Origin of the sequence: Bradyrhizobium manausense (assembly GCF_018129685.1) — a bacterium.
In the GTDB taxonomy this organism is placed as follows: Bacteria; Pseudomonadota; Alphaproteobacteria; order Rhizobiales; family Xanthobacteraceae; genus Bradyrhizobium; species Bradyrhizobium manausense_D.
Genome location: NZ_JAFCLG010000022.1, coordinates 69,550 through 88,450, shown reverse-complemented (window position 1 = coordinate 88,450; position 18,901 = coordinate 69,550). Strand labels below are relative to the sequence as shown.

The 18,901-nt window shown below is 63.6% G+C and carries 20 protein-coding genes; 6 read left to right on the top strand and 14 right to left on the bottom strand.

Features of this window, described 5'->3' with window-relative positions; all coding sequences use genetic code 11:
- Positions 1-157 precede the first annotated feature (157 nt).
- From boxB to JQ621_RS30710, 5 genes are all read right to left on the bottom strand, one after another.
- Entirely contained in the window at positions 158-1,609 is a 1,452-nt protein-coding gene (gene boxB, locus JQ621_RS30730) for a benzoyl-CoA 2,3-epoxidase subunit BoxB (RefSeq protein ID WP_212240584.1), read from the bottom strand.
- Between the two features lie 100 nt (positions 1,610-1,709).
- On the bottom strand, positions 1,710-3,398 hold the full coding sequence (boxC, locus tag JQ621_RS30725; RefSeq protein ID WP_212240583.1) for a 2,3-epoxybenzoyl-CoA dihydrolase: 1,689 nt from the start codon (positions 3,396-3,398) through the stop codon (positions 1,710-1,712).
- A 99-nt stretch (positions 3,399-3,497) separates the two neighbouring features.
- A complete protein-coding gene (locus tag JQ621_RS30720) occupies positions 3,498-4,034 on the bottom strand; it encodes a DUF309 domain-containing protein (RefSeq protein WP_212240582.1) in 537 nt (178 codons plus the stop codon).
- 18 nt (positions 4,035-4,052) lie between these two features.
- Positions 4,053-4,871 (bottom strand): alpha/beta fold hydrolase, encoded by an 819-nt coding sequence (locus JQ621_RS30715; protein ID WP_212240581.1) that lies wholly within the window; start codon positions 4,869-4,871, stop codon positions 4,053-4,055.
- A gap of 86 nt (positions 4,872-4,957) precedes the next feature.
- Positions 4,958-6,499 carry a benzoate-CoA ligase family protein gene (locus tag JQ621_RS30710; protein ID WP_212240580.1) on the bottom strand — a complete coding sequence of 514 codons (1,542 nt, stop codon included), beginning with the start codon at positions 6,497-6,499 and terminating at the stop codon, positions 4,958-4,960.
- Positions 6,500-6,621: 122 nt separating this feature from the next.
- Here JQ621_RS30710 and JQ621_RS30705 point away from each other — a divergent pair, with 122 nt between their 5' ends.
- Complete coding sequence (locus JQ621_RS30705) at positions 6,622-7,530, top strand: helix-turn-helix transcriptional regulator (protein WP_194478420.1); 909 nt, start codon at positions 6,622-6,624, stop codon at positions 7,528-7,530.
- A gap of 12 nt (positions 7,531-7,542) precedes the next feature.
- Positions 7,543-7,938: a group II truncated hemoglobin gene (locus tag JQ621_RS30700; RefSeq protein ID WP_212240578.1), complete on the top strand. Its 396-nt coding sequence runs from the start codon at positions 7,543-7,545 to the stop codon at positions 7,936-7,938.
- A 160-nt stretch (positions 7,939-8,098) separates the two neighbouring features.
- On the opposite strand, the gene JQ621_RS30695 is transcribed toward JQ621_RS30700, so the two are convergent.
- Together JQ621_RS30695 and JQ621_RS30690 are read right to left on the bottom strand one after the other, a co-directional pair.
- Positions 8,099-8,446: a hypothetical protein gene (locus JQ621_RS30695; protein WP_212240576.1), complete on the bottom strand. Its 348-nt coding sequence runs from the start codon at positions 8,444-8,446 to the stop codon at positions 8,099-8,101.
- A complete protein-coding gene (locus JQ621_RS30690; RefSeq protein ID WP_212240575.1) occupies positions 8,443-9,228 on the bottom strand; it encodes an IclR family transcriptional regulator domain-containing protein in 786 nt (261 codons plus the stop codon). The genes JQ621_RS30695 and JQ621_RS30690 overlap by 4 nt, the downstream gene beginning before the upstream one ends.
- Positions 9,229-9,337: 109 nt before the next feature.
- On the opposite strand from JQ621_RS30690, the gene JQ621_RS30685 reads away from it, so the two are divergent.
- From JQ621_RS30685 to JQ621_RS30675, 3 genes are all read left to right on the top strand, one after another.
- Complete coding sequence (locus JQ621_RS30685; protein WP_212240573.1) at positions 9,338-10,696, top strand: aromatic ring-hydroxylating dioxygenase subunit alpha; 1,359 nt, start codon at positions 9,338-9,340, stop codon at positions 10,694-10,696.
- A 145-nt stretch (positions 10,697-10,841) separates the two neighbouring features.
- Entirely contained in the window at positions 10,842-12,278 is a 1,437-nt protein-coding gene (locus tag JQ621_RS30680) for a glutamine synthetase family protein (protein ID WP_212240572.1), read from the top strand.
- Between the two features lie 291 nt (positions 12,279-12,569).
- The gene (locus JQ621_RS30675; RefSeq protein ID WP_212240571.1) at positions 12,570-12,908 is read left to right on the top strand and encodes a hypothetical protein; all 339 of its coding nucleotides are present in this window, start codon (positions 12,570-12,572) and stop codon (positions 12,906-12,908) included.
- A gap of 199 nt (positions 12,909-13,107) precedes the next feature.
- Here the strand turns inward: JQ621_RS30675 and JQ621_RS30670 are convergent, their stop codons facing one another.
- From JQ621_RS30670 to JQ621_RS30640, 7 genes are all read right to left on the bottom strand, one after another.
- Entirely contained in the window at positions 13,108-13,836 is a 729-nt protein-coding gene (locus JQ621_RS30670; protein WP_249125675.1) for an ABC transporter ATP-binding protein, read from the bottom strand.
- A complete protein-coding gene (locus JQ621_RS30665) occupies positions 13,829-14,596 on the bottom strand; it encodes an ABC transporter ATP-binding protein (RefSeq protein ID WP_212240570.1) in 768 nt (255 codons plus the stop codon). Before JQ621_RS30665 ends, JQ621_RS30670 begins: the two co-directional genes overlap by 8 nt.
- A complete protein-coding gene (locus JQ621_RS30660) occupies positions 14,589-15,533 on the bottom strand; it encodes a branched-chain amino acid ABC transporter permease (RefSeq protein WP_212240569.1) in 945 nt (314 codons plus the stop codon). The genes JQ621_RS30665 and JQ621_RS30660 overlap by 8 nt, the downstream gene beginning before the upstream one ends.
- Positions 15,530-16,447 carry a branched-chain amino acid ABC transporter permease gene (locus JQ621_RS30655; RefSeq protein WP_212240568.1) on the bottom strand — a complete coding sequence of 306 codons (918 nt, stop codon included), beginning with the start codon at positions 16,445-16,447 and terminating at the stop codon, positions 15,530-15,532. Before JQ621_RS30655 ends, JQ621_RS30660 begins: the two co-directional genes overlap by 4 nt.
- Before the next feature lie 294 nt (positions 16,448-16,741).
- Positions 16,742-16,960 (bottom strand): hypothetical protein, encoded by a 219-nt coding sequence (locus tag JQ621_RS30650; protein ID WP_212240567.1) that lies wholly within the window; start codon positions 16,958-16,960, stop codon positions 16,742-16,744.
- 1 nt (position 16,961) lies between these two features.
- On the bottom strand, positions 16,962-17,621 hold the full coding sequence (locus JQ621_RS30645; RefSeq protein WP_212240566.1) for an acyl-homoserine-lactone synthase: 660 nt from the start codon (positions 17,619-17,621) through the stop codon (positions 16,962-16,964).
- An 85-nt stretch (positions 17,622-17,706) separates the two neighbouring features.
- A complete protein-coding gene (locus JQ621_RS30640) occupies positions 17,707-18,438 on the bottom strand; it encodes a LuxR family transcriptional regulator (protein WP_212240565.1) in 732 nt (243 codons plus the stop codon).
- A 167-nt stretch (positions 18,439-18,605) separates the two neighbouring features.
- Here JQ621_RS30640 and JQ621_RS30635 point away from each other — a divergent pair, with 167 nt between their 5' ends.
- Positions 18,606-18,782 carry a hypothetical protein gene (locus JQ621_RS30635; RefSeq protein WP_212240564.1) on the top strand — a complete coding sequence of 59 codons (177 nt, stop codon included), beginning with the start codon at positions 18,606-18,608 and terminating at the stop codon, positions 18,780-18,782.
- Positions 18,783-18,901 lie beyond the last annotated feature (119 nt).

Genomic DNA, 18,901 nt, shown 5'->3' with positions numbered 1-18,901 from the left:
GCCCTCATTGCTGTCGCCAGGAAGCTGCTGACCATCCTCAACGCCATGCTGCGCGACCGAAAAATCTATAAGGTCGAACCATCAACATAACAGTTGCCGGCCTTCGCCGGGACGACAGCTGAGTGTTTGGCGCGACCGTCGCGTCTCGCCAGCAGCGCTACGACTCGATCTTCACGTACTCGAAATCGCCGGGCTTGTTGTCGATGCCGACCTTGGGCGGCGAGATCCACGAGGCGTACTTGCCGGTTTCGGTGACGGGCTGCATCAAGGAGGTGATGAAGTCGCCGTCGGCGGTCGAGGGCAGCCAATCGTCCCTGCGCCTGGCCCAGGTGGCATCATCGATCAAAATGCCGTCGGGCGTTGCGTGCACGTCCTTGAACTCGCCGATGTGACGGTGGAAGGCGACGTTGGGCAGCTTGAGCTGGAAGTCGTAGCCCGCGGTCGAGATCACCTTGTTCCAGCGCAGCATGCCCTTGACGCAATCCTGGCTGTAATCGTCGCGCAGGCGCATGTTGAGCGCGGTCAATGCCGGCTCGTCGACCAGCTTGATTTCGCCGTTGACCAGCTTGAGCACCGGATAGGTCGAGTTCTTGAGCTGGTGATCGTCCTCGATCTGGGTCTCGTGGTAGCGGCCCTTGATGCCGGTGTTGAAGGCATTGGCCGCGTTGGTCGAGACTTCAGAGCCGAACAGATCGAGCGACAGCGTGTAGTGCAGGTTCAGCTTCTTCTGGACCGTCGGAAGATCGATCACGCCGAGCGCGCGGACCTTGGCGATGTCGGTCGGATCGCTGATGCCGGCGTCGCGCATGGCGTCGCACGTCCGCTGCACGACGCGGGTGATACCGGTTTCGCCGACGAACATGTGATGCGCTTCTTCCGTGAGCATGAAGCGGCAGGTGCGCGACAGCGGATCGAAGCCCGATTGCGCGAGGCTGTGCAACTGCATCTTGCCGTCGCGGTCGGTGAAGTAGGTGAACATGAAGAAGGACAGCCAGTCCGGCGTCGCTTCATTGAACGCACCGAGCATGCGCGGCGCATCGGCATCGCCGGAGCGGCGGCGCAGCAAATCGTACGCCTCTTCGCGGCCGTCGCGGCCGAAATATTTCTGGAGCAGGTAGACCATTGCCCAGAGATGACGGCCTTCCTCGACGTTGACCTGGAACAAATTGCGCATGTCGTAGAGCGAGGGCGCGGTCTTGCCGAGATGACGCTGCTGCTCGACCGAGGCCGGCTCGGTGTCGCCCTGGATCACGATCAGGCGCCGCAGCAGGGCACGATATTCGCCCGGCACTTCCTGCCAGGCGGGCTCGCCATAGTGCTCGCCGAACGGCACGACGCGATTTTCTTCCTGTGGAGCAAGGAGAATGCCCCAGCGATATTCGGGCATGCGGACGTAGTCGAACTTGGCCCAGCCGCGGGGATCGACGGAGTAAGCGGTGCGCAAGTACACCAGCGACTCCTGGAAGCCCTCCGGCCCCATATCGCTCCACCAATCCATGTAGCCGGGATGCCAGCCCTCGAGCGCCTTCAGCACCTGGCGGTCTTCGGCGAGATTCACGTTGTTCGGAATCTTGGTCGAGTAGTCGACGTTCATGATGTTCATGTTCATGGGGTACCTCCCGTATGGGACTGACTCGTTTGAGGGCGCGAGTGGCGAATGGCGAGTAGCGAATGAAAAGTTCTATTCGCTATTCGCCACTCCCTACTCGCTAGACTCGCGTCATATCGAATTTCGGTTTCTGGCCGCTGCCATAGCGGCGCAGCGCGCCTTCCTCGCCGACGGCATTGGGGCGCTGGAAGATCCAGTTCTGCCAGGCGGTGAGGCGCGAGAAGATTTTCGATTCCATGGTCTCGGGGCCGACGAAGCGCAGGCTTGCTTCCATGCCGGTGAGGCTGTCGGGCGAGAAGCTGGCGCGCTCCTCCAGGAACACGCGAACCTCGTCGTCCCAGTCGATGTCGTCGAGCGCGAAGGTGACGAGGCCGAGTTCTTCGGCCTGCTCTGCGTCGAGCGCGGTGCCGCGTGTGGCTTCGGCGCGCTCCACATCAGCCGGATCGGCCTGGAAGCGCGACTCCAGCCGCGTCAGGCCGTGACTCATCGGATAGGGGCCGAAATTCATCGCCGAGAGTTCGATCGACGGCGGCGGCTGATTGTCGCCCTGACGGGTGCCGATCAGCATGTAGGAGCGGTCCGCAGCGAAGACGAGCTCGGCGAGCGTGCCGGCAAAGCAGGAGCCGGGCTCGACCAGGGTCACCAGCGTGCGGGAGGTGACGTCGATGCGCTTGAGCACGCGCTTCCAGTAATGCCTGATCTCGTTGACCAGCCAGTGCGCCTTGTTGGCTTCGAGGAAAGCGTCGGATGCGAGCACATGGGCGCGGTCGCCGTGGCTCTTGAACACCAGCATGGCGATCTCGAGCTCGTTGATGCGCAGATGCAGGATGGCATCGTCGAGTTCGCGCGCTACTTGTAACGGCCAGAACGAGGCGCCCTGCGCCATCATGCCGTCGATGTCGGCAGGTACCGCTGCTTCCGGTGCCTTGATCGCGATGGTGGCGATGCGTGCGGCGCGGTCGATGTCGACGGTGACGAAGCCATAGCGGATGCTGGTCGCGTCGATCACGCGCTTGAGCGGCGTCAGCGCGATTCCCTTGCCGCTGCCCTGGCGCTTCGAGGCGGCCGCAAACTCCTTGGCGCGCTCGGCGATCCTGGCTTCGAGCTTGGAATTCGGCGCGATCTCGTCGACGAGGCGCCACTGCACCGCGCGCTTGCCCTTCACGCCTTCCTCGATGGTGCAGAAGAAATCGGCGTGGTCGCGGCGCACCTTGCGCTTGTCGACGACGCGGGTGAGGCCGCCGGTGCCCGGGAGCACCGCGAGCAACGGCACTTCGGGCAGCGCCACGGCAGACGCACCGTCATCGGCAAGGATGATGTGGTCGGTCGCGAGCGCCAGCTCGTAGCCGCCGCCGGCGGCCGAGCCGTTCACCACCGTGATGAAGCGCTGGCCGGAATTCTCGGACGAATCCTCCATGCCGTTGCGGGTCTCGTTGGTGAACTTGCAGAAGTTCACCTTGTGGGCGTGAGTCGAGCCCGCGAGCATGCGGATGTTGGCGCCGGCGCAGAACACGCGGTTCTTGGCCGAGCGCATCACCACGACCTTCACCTCTGGATGCTCGAAGCGCAGCCGCTGGACCACGTCGGCAAGCTCGATGTCGACGCCGAGATCGTAGGAGTTGAGCTTGAGCAGATAGCCCTCGAACAGTCCGCCGTTCTCGTCTACGTCCATGGTCAGCGTCGCAACGTCACCGTCGACCGCAAGCTTCCAGTGCTTGTAGCGGGACGGCTCGGTCTGGAAATCGATGAATGTCGCGCCGCCTGCGAGGCGCCGATCTTCCCCGGCCATGGGCCACCCTTGAGCTCGTCTTGGTTTTACCGTTAGATGCACAATAATGCATATTACGGCGCGCGTCTAGCCCTTAATCGACGAGATATGCACTTTGTTTCATGAAGGTGCCTGTGACCGCACAATAGCGCCGAGCCCGATCCAGTCGGCCTTGGTGAGCTGGCTTCGGCCGAGCTTGGCCTCGAGCGAGGCCGTCAGCGCCGGCACCGGAAAGCTTTCGACAAAGCCATCGCCCGCGGCTCCGGTCTTGCGCGCGCTCAAGACCCGCAGCTCGGTCAGCGCCTCCCCGAACAGCCGCGCGGCCGAATGCGCCTTCTGCATGCGCAGCCGCAGATTGGCGTTGGCGACATGGATGCAGGCCCGCAGCAGGATACGCTCGCGGCCGCCCTGCGGGGCCGCGGCCCATAGCGCTTCCAGCACCTCCTGCGATTCCCAGAAATAGCCGCGGTCGTTCAACGCAAGCCCATAGCGCAGCGCCGGATGGCGCGCCGGCACGTAGCCGCGGAAGGCCGAGGGCACCAGCGCCTTGGCCGTGTCCAGCGTCTCGTAATCCGCATCGACAGCGCCGGTCTCGCCCGGCACATAGGCCCATCGCGGCCACGGCAGCGGGCCGCTCGCATGTGGAGGCACATTCATGGATGCGCCTCCACATGATCACGCAGCGTGTCCCCGAAGTCCCTGATCGTCGCGCAGGGCCGCTCTTGCAAATTGCTCAATCGCGTCAAGCGTCACCCTTGGCGCTTCACGATGCGGGGAATGGCCCGCGTCTGAAATGATTTCTAGATCTACCGGACAGTAGCACTCTTCCTGCGCAATTTCGACCTGACGCAGTGTCCCATATTGGTCATCCCGTCCCTGCACGACCAATACGGGAACGCGGATATAGGCCAGATATTCCGAAATGTCCCAGTCACGGAATTTTGGGTCGAGCCAGGCGTCATTCCAGCCGTAAAAGGCGTTGTCGACGTCCTTGTGCCAGCGCGCCAGCTTGGCCTTGAGATCGGTGGTCTCATAGGCGGTCTTGATCGCGGCGATGGACTTCACCGAGACGTCCTCGACGATGAAATGCGGCGCGATCAGCGCGATGCCTTGCAGGCGATGATCCTGATGTGAACCGGCATAAATCGTCGCAATCGAGCCGCCGTCGGAATGGCCGAGCAACAGGCCGCGCCTGAAGGGAATCGCATCGAGGACTTTCGGCAGCACATCCAGCGCCTCGCGCTGCATGTAATCGAGCGGACGCGGCAGCATCACGGGACTCGATTGGCCATAGCCTGCGCGTGAGTACGCGAAAATGCCGGCGCCGGTGGCCTGCTGGAGTTTTTCCGGAAAGTCGTTCCACAGGCCGACGGAGCCGAGGCCTTCGTGCAGCATAACGATCGTCGGAGCGTCGGTGACCAGCGGCGCGAGCCATTTGTATTCCAGGCGGGCGGTGCCGATGTCGAGAAAGCCGGTGGGGGTGAGGTTGGTCATGAGCAATTCCCATTGCTAAGCCGCAGAGACGATGCCCACCCTCCCCTGGAGGGGGGTAAGCAAGCTGTTCCGCCGCGACGTCGCGCTCAACTCGCGCCCTCGCGCAGCTTGAACCGTTGGATCTTCCCCGTCGCCGTCTTGGGCAGCGAGTCCACCACGTCGATCCAGCGCGGATATTTCCATGGGCCGATCTTCTGCTTGACGTGCTCCTTCAACATCTCCTGCAGATCGCGCGTCGGCGCGCCGGGGCGCAGCACGACGTAAGCCTTTGGTTTCAAGAGACCTTCCGGATCGGCTTCAGGCACGACCGCGGCCTCCAGCACCGCGGGATGCGTGATCAGCGCACTCTCGACTTCGAAGGGCGAGACCCAGATGCCGGAGACCTTGAACATGTCGTCGGCGCGGCCGCAGAACGTGTAGCGTCCCTCGGCGTCGCGGACATATTTGTCGCCGGTGCGAGTCCATGGCCCCTCAAATGTGCGACGGCTCTTGTGGCGCTGGTTCCAGTAGCCTTCACCCGCCGAGGGCGCATCGACCAGCAGCTCGCCGACCTCGCCGTCGGCGACGTCCTGGCCGGCCTCGTTGACGAGCCGCACCGCATAGCCCGGCACCGGTTTTCCAGATGAGCCATATTTGATGTCGCCGGGCGCGTTCGACAGGAAGATGTGCAACAACTCGGTCGAACCTACGCCGTCGAGGATGTCGACGCCGAAGCGTGATCTCCAGCTGTTGCCGACGGATGCCGGCAGCGCCTCGCCGGCCGAGGTGCAAATGCGAAGCGACTTGCCGCCGCGTTCACCCTTCATCGTCTCGTCGTTGAGCATCGCCGCGAACAATGTCGGCACGCCGTAGAAGATCGACGGATCGTAGCGGTTCATCAGGTCGAACATGCGCGCCGGCGTCGGCCGCTCGCTGTTGAGCACCACGGTGGCGCCGACCGACATCGGGAAGGTCAGCGCATTGCCGAGACCATAAGCAAAGAACAGCTTTGCAGCGGACAGACAGACATCGCTCTCGCGAATGCCGAGCACCTGCTTGGCGTAGGTATCCGCTGTCGCCTGCAAATTCGAATGGATATGACGCACGCCCTTGGGCATGCCGGTCGATCCCGACGAATAGAGCCAGAACGCCGGCTCATCCGTATGCGTTGCAGCCGTCGTGAACTGATCGCTCTCGCCTGAGATTTCCTCGGCGAGCTGCTTGTGTCCATTCTGCCTGGCGCCCGAGACCACGACATGCTCGAGATCGGGCATGCGGCCGACGACGTCCTTGATGACGGGATAGAGCGCCTCGGAGACGAACAGCACGCGGGCGCGGCAGTCGGCGAGTATGTAGGCGTATTGGTCCGCGGTCAGCAGCGTGTTGAGCGGCACCGGCACGATGCCAGCGCGGATCGCGCCCAGGAACACGATCGGGAAATCGACCGTGTCCAGCATGATCATCGCCACGCGTTCCTCGCGGCGGACGCCGAGCCGGCGCAGCATGTTGGCGGCGCGACGGGTCTGTTGCTGGAGCTCGCCGTAGGTCAGCCGCGAGACGGTATCGTCGAAGGCGAGCTTGTTGCCCCTGCCTTCCTCGACATTACGGTCGAGCAGCCAGGTCACCGCATTGTAGGAACCCTCGCTCACGGTCGTCTCCCCCGAATTTTAGAATTATAATTCATAGAAAGACACTGCGGCGGCTTGCTGTCAATGCCGGCAGGCATTATGTTTCATTAAAACGCGCCGCAGGACATCTGTAAAGAAGGCTCATGACCGACAGTCCCGACGCCGAATCCCGGTTTCTCGAACAACTCGGCCAGCGTGTGCGCACCATGCGCGCGCTGCGCGGCATGTCGCGAAAAGTGCTCGCCAAGGTATCGGGAATTTCGGAGCGCTACATCGCGCAGCTCGAGAGCGGCAAGGGCAATGTGTCGATCGTGCTCCTGCGCCGCGTCTCCGACGCAATGGGCGCGCATCTCGAAGATTTGCTGCCCTCAGCCGATCCGACGCCGGACTGGCAGATGTTTCGCGATCTCCTGCGCAAGGCGACACCGGCGCAAATCGCGCAAGCCAAGGATCTGCTCGCCGGCGGCAGCGCAACCGCGCCGCGGCGCGCACCGTTCTGCGGCATTGCGCTGATTGGCCTGCGCGGCGCCGGCAAATCGACGCTCGGGCGAATGCTGGCGAAGAAGATCGGCTGGAGCTTTGTCGAGCTCAACAAGGAGGTTGAGCAGCAGAACGGCCTCTCGGTCGCCGAGATCATCGCTCTCTATGGCCAGGAAGGTTTCAGGCGCATGGAGCAGGCGGCGCTGCAGCAGCTGCTGGCGCGCAACGAGCTCATGGTGCTGGCGACCGGCGGCGGCATCGTCTCGGAGCCGCTGACCTTCGACCAGATCCTGACGTCGTTCTATACGATCTGGCTGAAGGCCGAGCCCGAGGAGCACATGGCCCGCGTCCGACGCCAGGGCGATCTGCGGCCGATGGCGGACGATCGCTCCGCGATGGCTGAGCTACGTAATATCCTGCTCAGCCGCGAGCCGCTCTACGCGCGCGCGACGGCGGTGGTGGATACGGCAGGGCTGAGCGTCGATGCCGCCGCTGCAAGGCTGATCGATGCGGTGCGGCCGGTGTTGCAGAACGAAGCCCGCAGCTTTGGGCTGCGCAGCGTCGCGCTGTAAACGGAACCTCATATGAGCGACAGCGACGTCACCACCACCATGTTCGAGCGGATCGGCGGGAGCGCCACGATCGACGCCCTGGTCGACCGCTTCTACGACCGCATGGACACGCTGCCGGAGGCGAAGGTGATCCGCGCCATGCATGCGGACGACCTCGGTCTGATCAGGGACGTCCTGAAGCGCTATCTCACCGAATGGACCGGCGGCCCAAAACTCTATTCCCCCGAGAAAGGCCATCCGCGGCTGCGGCAGCGGCACATCGGCTTTGCCATCGGGGACGCCGAACGCGATGCGTGGCTCAAGTGCATGCGCGGCGCGCTGGAGGAGACTGTCACGGACGCCACTGCGAGGCAGGACCTCGACCGGGCGCTATCCGGTCTTGCCGATTGGATGCGCAACCGCAGCTAGTCGCGGCGAAGCGCGCTGATGTAAGAGCACGCATGACGCCGGGGGGTCCGCAGCATCCGGCTGGTCTTCACGGCCGAGGGGGGCAGCGACATCGAGCGCGAGGCAGCGGAGCGGTGAGCACTCATAGGGTGGATCGGCGAAGCGCCGTTCACCGTGTCTGTCACGATTTCCGCCGTGCGGGCGGTTTTCCGAACACAGCACGGTACCAGTACTTCTGTGGATCCCGGAACCAGACGCGATTTTTTGGCGTCTCGAACTTCGCCAATTGCGTCATGTCGACGCCATAGCGATAGCAAAGCGCAAGAAGCTGCCGGAGATCGTCCTTCCCCGGACGGCGCTTCAATCGAACAACCAGCCCCCGATTGCCCTCGCCCTCGCAACTCTGCACGCAAGGAATCCGCGTCAACCATTCAAAAAACGCCCTCTCATCGTTCAGATGATAGAACGTCACGCCGGTGTCCATGTGCGTCAGCGTGAGAAGAGGGGTACCCGTCATGTCATTTCTCACAACAATCTGTCCTTCACATCCTCCGCACCCTCGCGCAGTAGCGGCAGGAAGCGGTCGATCAATTCCTGCGCCGGCACGCGGTCGACATGCGCGCCCATGTTGATGGCGGCGACGATCACACCGTCGTAGCGGCGCACCGGCACCGAGATGGAGCGGAAATGCGGCTCGGCTTCGCGGTCGACCAGCGAGTAGCCTTGGGCTCGATCAGCCGTGATACGCGCGAGCAGCGCCTTGGGATCGGTCACCGTCTGCGGCGTCAGCGTCTCGCGCTTCATCTTCTTCAGTCGCGCGAGCAGATCGACATCGCCGAGCTGGCCGAGCATGGCGCGGCCGACCGAGGTGCAAAACGCGGGCAGGCGATAGCCGATCTCGAGACCGCCCGAAAACATCCGGGCCGGGCTGCTGCGGGCGATGAACACGACATCGTCGCCGTCGAGCACCGCGAGCGAGGAGATCTCGTTGGCCGCGGTGGCAACCCGGTCGAGCACAGGCTGCAGCACCGTGACCAGCTGGTTCGAGCGCAGATAGGACGCCGCCAGCGTCAGCACATGAGGCGTCAGCGAGAACAGCTTTCCATCACCGCTGACGAAGCCGCCGCGCTGGAGGGTGAACAGCATGCGCCGCGTGGTCGCACGCGGCAGCTCGGCGGCGCGGGCGAGATCGCTCAGCGTCATGGGACCTGTGTTGGTGCCGAAGCATTGCAACAGACGCAGGCCGCGATCGAGCGCTTCGACGAAATCCGTCGCCCGCTCGCCCGTCTCGCTCCGCTTCAGTTTGGGCATGGATGGTCCTGCAAAATAGTGCTTGCTGCCGAGCTAGGGCATGTCATAATTCGACCATTAGTTCAATAGGCGAACAGAAACGCCCCTCTGGCAAAAGGACGCGACCGCCATGATGAGCCAGGAGCAGAACGACCTGATCACCCGCACCGGGCCGAAAGACCCGTGCGGAAAGCTGATGCGGAACTACTGGCAACCGGCGGCGCTGGTCGATGAATTGGAAGGCGAGCGGCCGATCCGCCCCGTCCGTCTGCTCGGGGAAAACCTGGTGCTGTTTCGCGACGAGCAGGGGCGTTACGGACTGATCGATCGCCACTGCGCCCATCGCGGCGCCGACCTCGCCTTCGGCCGGCTCGAACATGGCGGACTGCGCTGCGCTTTCCATGGCTGGCTGTTCGACGCATCAGGCCAGTGCATCGAGACTCCTGCCGAGCCGAAGGATTCAAAACTCTGCCAGAACATCCGCCAGCGCTCTTATCCGGTGGTCGAGAAGAGCGGCATCCTCTGGGCCTATCTGGGCGAGGGTGAGCCGCCCGCTTTCCCGGAGATCGACTGCTTCGTCGCGCCCGGAACGCACACCTTTGCGTTCAAGGGCCACATGGCCTGCAACTGGCTGCAGGCCCTGGAGGTCGGCATCGATCCCGCGCACGCCTCCTATCTGCATCGCTTCTTCGAGGACGAGGACACCTCCACCGCTTACGGCAAACAGTTCCGCGGCGCCTCCGCCGGCAGCGACCTGCCGATGACGAAAATCCTGCGCGAGTACGACCGCCCCATCATCAATGTCGAGCACACCGAATATGGCCTGCGGCTGATCGCGCTGCGCGAGATCGACGAGGAGCGCACGCATGTGCGCGTCACCAACCAGCTGTTCCCGCATGGCTTCGTCATTCCCATGAGCACCGAGATGACGATCACGCAGTGGCACGTGCCTGTCGATGACGAGAACTGCTACTGGTACGCGATCTTCACCAGCTATTCGAACCCGGTCGACAAGAAGAAGATGCGCGACCAGCGGCTCGAGCTCTACGAGCTGCCCAATTACGTCTCGCGCAAGAACCGCAGCAACGATTACGGCTTCGATCCGCACGAGCAGAGAACCGCGACTTATACCGGCATGGGCAACGATATCAACGTCCACGACCAGTGGGCGGTGGAGTCGATGGGCGCGATCCAGGATCGCACCAAGGAGCATCTCGGTTCGAGCGACAAGGCCATCGTGCAATATCGTCGGCTGCTGCGGCAGGAAATCGAGAAGGTCGGCGGCGGCGAGAAGCCGATGCTGTTTCTGGATGAGGCCAATGCGCGCAGCATTCAGGGACCGGCGACGATGGACGGCATCGGGCCGACGCGCGGCTGGGAGACCTATTGGATGGAAGTCGACGTCAAGCGCCGCCGCGGCGCGCCGTGGACGGCGCCGGTGCCAAAGGACATCGCCGACAACGTGCACCGGCTGACGGCGGCGGAGTGAGGTCTATCCTCGTCATTGCGAGCGAAGCGAAGCAATCCAGTCTGTCAGCTCGGACGCATTTCTGGATTGCTTCGTCGCAAGAGCTCCTCGCAATGACGGAGAATGTGGCGCATGCTTCGCGCCTCACGACTGGAGGAGCTGCAAAGTGACATTCGTCGCGCGTCATGCGCTGTGGTCGGATGAGCAGAAGGACGCGGCGTCGCGCATGCGCCGTCTGGTCGAGGACAAGAACCTCGAGGTCATCCGCCTCGCCTTCCCCGACCAGCACGGCATCTTGCGCGGCAAGACCATCATCGCCGCCGAGGCGCTCGCCTCGCTGGAAAGCGGCTGCTCCATCACCACCACCATGCTCGCCAAGGACACCTCGCACCGCACGGTGTTTCCGGTGTTCACATCGGGCGGCGGCTTCGGCATGAAGGAGATGGAGGGCGCGGCCGACGTGTTGATGCTCGCCGATCCCACCACGTTCCGCGTGCTGCCATGGGCGCCGACCACCGGCTGGGTGCTCTGCGACCTCTACTTCCAGAACGGCCGCCCGGTGCCGTTCGCGACACGCGGGCTGTATCGCAAGGTGCTCGATGAACTCGCCAGCCGCGGCCACGATTTCGTCGCCGGGCTCGAGGTCGAATTCCATATCTTCAGGCTCGACGATCCGCAGATGCGGCCCGAGGACGCCGGCCAGCCCGGCACGCCACCCTCGGTGAGCCTGCTTAGCCACGGCTATCAATACCTCACCGAACAGCGCTTCGATCAGATGGAGCCGGTGCTGGAAATCTTGCGGCGTGACATCATCGCGCTCGGCTTGCCTCTGCGCTCCGTCGAGGTCGAGTTCGGGCCCAGCCAGTGCGAGTTCACCTTTGCGCCGAAGAAGGGGCTGGAGCCCGCCGACAACATGGTGCTGTTCCGAAGCGCTGTGAAGCAGATCGCGCGCCGCCACGGCTATCACGCCACCTTCATGTGCCGGCCGAAGCTGCCGAATGTGTTCGCCAGCGGCTGGCACCTGCATCAGTCGGTCGTTTCGCGGGCGAGCGGTGACAACCTGTTCATGGCGAAGGACGCCGGACAGCCGCTCAGCGAATTCGGGCGGGCCTGGCTTGCGGGCCTGCTCGATCACGCGCGTGCGGCCACCGTGTTCACGACGCCGACCATCAACGGCTACAAGCGCTACCGCTCCTATTCGCTGGCGCCTGACCGGGCGATCTGGGGCCGCGACAACAGAGGCGTGATGATCCGCGTGCTCGGCGACGCGGGCGATGCCGCCACGCGGCTGGAGAACCGCGTCGGCGAACCCGCTGCCAATCCCTATCTCTATATGGCCTCGCAGGTCCTCGCAGGGCTCGACGGCGTCGATCGCAAGCTGGACCCTGGCCCTTCCGCCGACACGCCCTACGAGACCAGGGCGCCGCTGCTGCCGAAATCGCTGAGGGATGCGGTCAGCGCGCTGAAGGACGATCCGTTCTTCCGCGAAAAATTCGGCGCGGAATTCGTCGACTATTACACCCACATCAAGAATGCCGAGATCGACCGTTTCCTCAGCGAGGTGACCGATTGGGAGCATCGCGAGTATTTCGAGGTATTCTGACCGGGATCAGCCTCACGCCCCCGTGAGACGACTTCATCCCGTCTGTTCCGACGACATCGCACCGGTCCCGGACGAAGCCATTTTCCCTGGCCCTCGAAAACCGCCGGAAAGAGACTACGGCTATCGTTGCCGCTCGTGATCAACAATCGAGTTCGGTCATGTTGGGTCAATTGTTCAGTCTGATCTATCGCCTGTCCTGCCGGACCACCCTGATCGAGATCGGTGCGCACCGCCTCGCCCGCTAACGACACGTAAATCAGGTCAGGCCGACTGACCAAACGAGGGGGTCCCATGCGCAAGCTGATCCTGATCGCGACGCTGTCGCTGCTGGCGAGCCAGGCCCATGCCGGCGGTTCGCGCAGCCTGAGCCTGGCAGCAACAAATGCTGGCCAGACGACCGAGCAACCGGCGGCGCCGGCCGCGCCGCAAGCCACCCAGGCTCCGACATCGACACAGCCGGCGAATGTCCAGACGGCGACGACGACGCCAGCGTCAACTCCGCCGGCCCAAGTCGCGCCCGCCGCAACGCCAGTTCAGCCCACTGCCGAAGCCAAGCCGAAGCAGCATCGCGAGCCCTCCACCGAGGCGCGCGTGATCCGCGAGTTGCACCGGCACGGGATCTATTGGTGATCGGTTTGCACACTGCCTCCCGGGGCGTCGTCCTGGCGAAAGCCAGGACCCCTTACCCCGGGGATTTGTTTGGCGAAGACTGGTCGCTCGGTACTGATACCCACCGCAATCGATGAATCACGCGGTATGGGTCCTGGCTTTCGCCAGGACGACGCTGAGAGAGCCGCAAAAACGTACCGCGCCTCACCTAGCCGAGTCTCTAGATCCCCAAATATTTGTGCTGAAGATCCGGATCGGCCACCAGCTCGTCCGACGTCCCGCTCCAGACCGTCTTGCCGCGCTCGATGATGAAGTGGCGGTCGCAGATGCGGGCGAGGTGATCGACGTTCTTGTCGACGACCAGGATCGACTGGCCCCGGCTCTTGAGCAGCGACAGGCAGTGCCAGATCTCTTCGCGGATCAGCGGCGCGAGGCCTTCGGTCGCCTCGTCCAGGATCAGGAGCTTCGGGTTGGTCATCAGCGCACGGCCGATGGCGAGCATCTGCTGCTCGCCGCCGGAGAGCTGGTTGCCCATGTTGGCGGCGCGCTCGGCAAGACGGGGGAACAGCACGTAGATCGCGGCGAGCGTCCAGGGATTTGGGCTGTCGAACCGATCGGCAGCGGCAGCAACCAGGTTTTCACGTACCGTGAGGTTCGGGAAAATCTGCCGTCCCTCGGGCACCAGGCCAATGCCGAGTTGGGCGATCCGATAGGACGGAAGCTGCCGCACTTCGGTGCCTGCAAAGCGGATCGCGCCTGATCGCGCCGGCGTCAGGCCCATGATCGAGCGAATCGTCGTCGTCTTGCCCATGCCGTTGCGGCCCATCAGCGAGACCATCTCGCCTGATTTGATCGACAGCGTCAGCCCGAACAGCACCTGGCTGAGGCCGTAGCAGGTCTCGATGCGGTCAACGTCGAGCAGCGTGTCAGCCATCGTGTTTTCAGCCATGGTGCGTCACCACATGCTGGTCGCCGAGATAGGCACGCTTGACGTCGTCATTGGCGCGGATCGCGTCGGGGTCGCCGGAGGCGATGACGCGGCCATAGACCAGCACCGAGATGCGGTCGGCAAGCGCAAACACCGCGGGCATGTCGTGCTCGACCAGCACGATCGAGACTTCCTTGCGCAGCTCCTGGAGCAGCTTCACCATGCCTTGGGATTCGGTGACGCCGAGCCCGGCCATGGGCTCGTCGAGCAGCAGCAGTTTCGGCTTGCTGGCAAGCGCGACCGCAAGCTCGATCTGGCGCCGCTCGCCATGGCTGAGCTTCGACACCAGGACATCGGCGCGATCGGCCAGCCCGACACGATCGAGCGCGGCGTGCGCGGCGTCGCGCAGGCCCTTCTCCTTGCGCGCGTTGGCGAAAAAGCGGAACGAGGTGCCGGCATGCGCCTGCGCCGCGAGTGCAACGTTGTCGGCCGCGGTGAAGTCGAGCAGCAGCGAGGTGATCTGGAACGAGCGCGCCAGGCCGAGCGCGCAGCGGCGGTAGGCTGGCAGATAAGTGATATCGCGGCCGCCCAAAGAGACGCTGCCGGAATGCGGTTCGAGATGGCCCGTGAGCTGGCTGATCAGCGTCGTCTTGCCGGCGCCGTTCGGACCGATGATGGCGTGCAGCTCGCCCGCGGCAACGTCGAGCGAGACGTTGTCCGTCGCGATGATGCCGCCGAAACGGCGCACCAGCTTTTCGACCCGGAGCAGCGGTTCAGCCACGACCAACCCTCCCCAGCAGGCCCATGATGCCGCCGCGGCCGAACAGCACGATCAGCAGCAGCAGCGGGCCCATGATCAGCGCCCAATATTCGGTGATCTGCGACAGGAACTCTTCCAGCAGCAGATAGACCACCGCGCCCATCACGGGACCGAACAGCGTGCCCATGCCCCCCAGGATCACCATCACCATGAGGTCGCCGGAGCGGGTCCAGTACATCACGGCCGGGCTGACGAAATCGGTGTTGTTGGCGAGCAGTGCGCCGGCGAGGCCGCACATGGTGCCCGAGATGACGAAGCAGACCAGCTGATAACGCTTTGCCGGGAAGCCGATCGCTTGCATGCGTTGCTCGTTGGAGCGCAGGCCCTGCACGACGAGCCCAAAGCGCGAATTGACGATGCGCCAGATCAGGAAGATGACGCCGAACAGGCAGGCGAGGCAGAGATAATAGAACTGCGTACGGTTCGACAGGTTGATCAGGCCGGAGAAGTCGCTGCGCTTGTAGACGGTCAGGCCGTCATCGCCGCCGTAACGGGCCAACCCTGAGGCGACGTAATAGGCCATCTGCGCGAAGGCCAATGTGATCATGATGAAATAGACGCCGCGCGTGCGCAGGCTGAGTGCGCCGATCACCAGCGCGTAGATCGCAGACGCCGCCAACGCAACCGGAAACTGGATGAAGCCGCTTCCAACGCCTTCCTGCGCAAGCATGCCGACGGCGTAGCCGCCAATGCCGAGATAGGCGGCGTGGCCGAAGCTCATCATGCCGCCAAAGCCCATGATGAGGTTGAGACTCGCGGCAGCCAGCGCCAGGATGACGATGCGCGTGAACAGCGTCAGAATGAAGATGTTGCCTGACAGATATGAATAGAGCGGCAGCAGCACGAGGCCCGCCAGCATCAGGGCCGTGACGGCCTTGCTCACCGAGAAAGTCTTCATCGACGGTTGGCCGGGAACAGCCCCTCCGGCCGCACCACCAGCACGATCGCCATGAGGAGGTAGATCAGCATGGAGGACAGCGCGGGCGCGGCGGTGGAGGCCGCGGCGCCGCTGAGCACCTGCCGCAGCAGATTGGGCAGGAAGGCGCGGCCGAGCGTATCGATCATGCCGACGAAGATGGCGGCGAGGAACGCGCCGCGGATCGAACCGATGCCGCCGATCACGATGATGACGAAGGCGAGGATCAGGATATTCTCACCCATGCCGATCTGCACGGTGAGGATCGGCGCCTGCATCAGCCCGGCAAGGCCGGCAAGCGCGGCACCTAGACCGAACACCAGGGTGTAGAGCAGCTTGATGTTGATGCCGAGCGCGCCGATCATCTCGCGGTTGGAGGCGCCGGCGCGGATCAGCATGCCGATGCGGGTGCGCATCACGCCGAGATAGAGCAGCAGCGCAACCAGCAACGCAACGACGATAATGGCAAGGCGGTAGGCCGGATAGTGAATGCCGGGCAGGATCGGCACCGGCACCGTCAGCCAGGGCGGCAGCGGCAGTGCCAGGCCGGCCGGGCCCCAGATCAGCCGCACGGCTTCATTGAAGAACAGGATCAGGCCAAAGGTCGCGAGCACATGGTCAAGATGATCGCGCCCGTAGAGATGTCGTAGCGCGCTCATTTCCAGCACGATACCGAGGATCAGGGTCGCCCCCAGTGCCAGCAGCGCACCGAGCAGGAAGCTGCCGGTCCACGCCGCGAAGGTCGCGGCGAAATAGGCGCCCATCATGTAGAGCGAGCCATGCGCGAGATTGACGAGATCCATGATCCCGAACACCAGCGTCAGGCCGGCGGCGAGCAGGAACAGCAGCAGACCGAACTGCAATCCGTTCAGGAACTGTTCGACGACGAGCAGCATCAAGACTCTTTCAGGCGCACGCGCACACGCGCCGATGTTCGAACACAGTCGCCATCAGTGAAAGAGCTCCCCCTGCCTCTACAAGGCCGAAAAATGGGTAATGGCAGTATCGTTCCGAGGCAAGAGTGATTCAACGCCAGACATGCACTTTGTTGCATGCCCGTGCATGTGGTCTGGATCGGCCTTGCAAGAAGGCTGCCGTGCAAGGTGGGGCACCCTGCCGCACCCAAACGATATCCCTCCTCCCGTTTCCGGGGAGAGGGCGTGAGTGAGGTCGCAACGCGAGGGTGACGTCTAGTGCGACGTGACCCGACAGGGAAGATCGTTCGGCACCTTGATCTCGCTGTTGGCCGTCGAGGCCTCCAGCGCCGCCATCCGGAACAGATAGGCCAGCGTCGCCAATCCCGAATCTTCCGCCATTTGCGCGAGCTCGAGCGCCATGTCGGACATGTAGCCGAGATTCTCGTCCTTGGTTTGCGCCATGAGCTGGCTATCTCGCATCACGTTCGACATCTCAGGCGCTCTTTCGTTGCGCGGCGGTTTGGCCGCAGAGGTTGGCACGGGCGACGCAGTCGAGACGCGGACCGTCCTGATGGACGACGTTCGTCATCCCGATACGGTCACGTACGATGTCGAGAGACTCCTGGCGGACCTCGATGGTCGCCGCCATGGTCCAGGAGTCCTCGATCAGCGCCGGCAGTCCGAGCGGCGTCACGACGAAGCCGATCTGGTGGAAGCGCGGCAGCCACCACGTCTCCATGACGAGGCAGAGCCGCTCGATGCCCTGATCGAGACAGAACTCCTGGGCCGCCGCCATCAGTTGCAGATTGAACGCGCCGTCGCGGCGCTCGCGCGTCACGAAGAAGCGCGACCACTCCCACACTTGCGGATCGACCGGGCAGCCCCGCACCGCGGCGAGATGGGGAAACACCTCGCTCATCATGGTCGGCCTGGCGGTGGGATACAGGCGGGAGCCGCCGAGCACGCGGCGGTTCTCGATAGCCAGCAGGTAGATCGCGTCCTCATTGTCGTAGGCGTCGATCTCGCGGTTGTCGGGCTTGCGTAGCCCCTCCCACTTCCGCTCTTCGACGAAGATCTCGTGACGCAGGCGAAAATGCTGATCGAGCACGTCTTCGTAGAGGTGCCGGTTGACGGCAGAAATGACATGAATCATGAACTCCCCCATGGCTTGAAATGGGGGCAGCCTCAGCGAAAAAGGCCTAAGCGACTATTGGGAAATTTCCCAGTAGGCGGTGATCTCAGGGAGTGATGATTCTTTGACGGATCGCGATCGCGACTGCATGCGTCCGATTGACGGCGCCGAGCTTGCGCGCAGCGGTTGCAAGATGCTCTTCCGCCGTGCGCTGCGTAATGTCGAGAATCTCGCCGATCTCCCACGCGGACTTGCCCTGCGACGCCCAGGCGATCACCTCGCGCTCGCGCGGGGTCAGGCGCGCCGACGACGGATGCGGCGACGGCGCAAGCAGGCGACGAATGTGATCGAAGCCGTACATCGCGATCAAATGCAATGCCGGCTTGCTGCGGGCGTTGAGATCGAGATGAACGCCGCTGAGCGAGACGCCGGCCTCATGGCCGGTCAACCCATGAATGGGCACGACGAAACCGCGCGACATGCCGAAGTCGGCGGCGCGCCGCATCACCTCCACCGCGCCCGGCTCGAGTTCGGCGTCATAGGGGGCTTCCGACCATTCGAACGGATTGACCGTCTGCCGGCACTTGCGGATCACGGGATCGACGCGGTCGTAGCTTTTCTCGGTGTACAGGCTGAACCACTCGGCAGGCCATTTCTTGGCCAGCACCATCTGCGAAAAGCGCTGATCGGGGTTCGGCAATCCCGAGACGATAATGTGCTCGAAACCGTAGCGACCAAACGCAATTGCGAGCGCGTTCATGGCACCCGGGACCTTGTCATAGGCCCCCAACCCCTCGATGAAGTCCAGCGCCTCCCGGCCATAGTCAACGGCGGACATCGGTGCGTTCCCTGACCCTCGCTCTTCCGTATAACACGTCTTGGGGGACAGCCTCAATTCACCCCGCCCGTATTTCCCCGGTGTGGCATTGGCACCGAAGATTCAATCTACTTGTGGAGGAAGTGACCTCCAGTTACACCTAAGGCGTCTAGAGCGGGAAAGCCACGATGGAAGACGAGAACATCGCGCTCAACAGCGTGCTCGGCCTGGAATTGAACCGCGTGTTTTTCGCTGTCCGGGATGCGGCCAACAAGCAGAAGATCATCGAGTTCGCGCGCGATGTGCTGCAGAGCGAGCGCGCGAAACTCCCCGGCAGCGCGTGGCCGGAGGGGCCGGCACGCTAGGACGCGGTTGCAGCAAACGACGCCGACGCCACGAGGCGACGCCTTTGGATTTGAGCGAGCTGAATTCGGGTTGCCTGGATGGAGCGCCGCCGGGCCATCCACACCGCCGGACACTTGCC

Coding starts and splice junctions, on each gene's coding strand:
- boxB (WP_212240584.1), bottom strand. CDS start 1,609: ATGAACATGAACATCATGAACGTCGACTACTCGACCAAGATTCCGAAC.
- boxC (WP_212240583.1), bottom strand. CDS start 3,398: ATGGCCGGGGAAGATCGGCGCCTCGCAGGCGGCGCGACATTCATCGAT.
- JQ621_RS30720 (WP_212240582.1), bottom strand. CDS start 4,034: ATGAATGTGCCTCCACATGCGAGCGGCCCGCTGCCGTGGCCGCGATGG.
- JQ621_RS30715 (WP_212240581.1), bottom strand. CDS start 4,871: ATGACCAACCTCACCCCCACCGGCTTTCTCGACATCGGCACCGCCCGC.
- JQ621_RS30705 (WP_194478420.1), top strand. CDS start 6,622: ATGACCGACAGTCCCGACGCCGAATCCCGGTTTCTCGAACAACTCGGC.
- JQ621_RS30700 (WP_212240578.1), top strand. CDS start 7,543: ATGAGCGACAGCGACGTCACCACCACCATGTTCGAGCGGATCGGCGGG.
- JQ621_RS30690 (WP_212240575.1), bottom strand. CDS start 9,228: ATGCCCAAACTGAAGCGGAGCGAGACGGGCGAGCGGGCGACGGATTTC.
- JQ621_RS30685 (WP_212240573.1), top strand. CDS start 9,338: ATGATGAGCCAGGAGCAGAACGACCTGATCACCCGCACCGGGCCGAAA.
- JQ621_RS30675 (WP_212240571.1), top strand. CDS start 12,570: ATGCGCAAGCTGATCCTGATCGCGACGCTGTCGCTGCTGGCGAGCCAG.
- JQ621_RS30670 (WP_249125675.1), bottom strand. CDS start 13,836: ATGGCTGAAAACACGATGGCTGACACGCTGCTCGACGTTGACCGCATC.
- JQ621_RS30660 (WP_212240569.1), bottom strand. CDS start 15,533: ATGAAGACTTTCTCGGTGAGCAAGGCCGTCACGGCCCTGATGCTGGCG.
- JQ621_RS30655 (WP_212240568.1), bottom strand. CDS start 16,447: ATGCTGCTCGTCGTCGAACAGTTCCTGAACGGATTGCAGTTCGGTCTG.
- JQ621_RS30650 (WP_212240567.1), bottom strand. CDS start 16,960: ATGTCGAACGTGATGCGAGATAGCCAGCTCATGGCGCAAACCAAGGAC.
- JQ621_RS30645 (WP_212240566.1), bottom strand. CDS start 17,621: ATGATTCATGTCATTTCTGCCGTCAACCGGCACCTCTACGAAGACGTG.
- JQ621_RS30640 (WP_212240565.1), bottom strand. CDS start 18,438: ATGTCCGCCGTTGACTATGGCCGGGAGGCGCTGGACTTCATCGAGGGG.
- JQ621_RS30635 (WP_212240564.1), top strand. CDS start 18,606: ATGGAAGACGAGAACATCGCGCTCAACAGCGTGCTCGGCCTGGAATTG.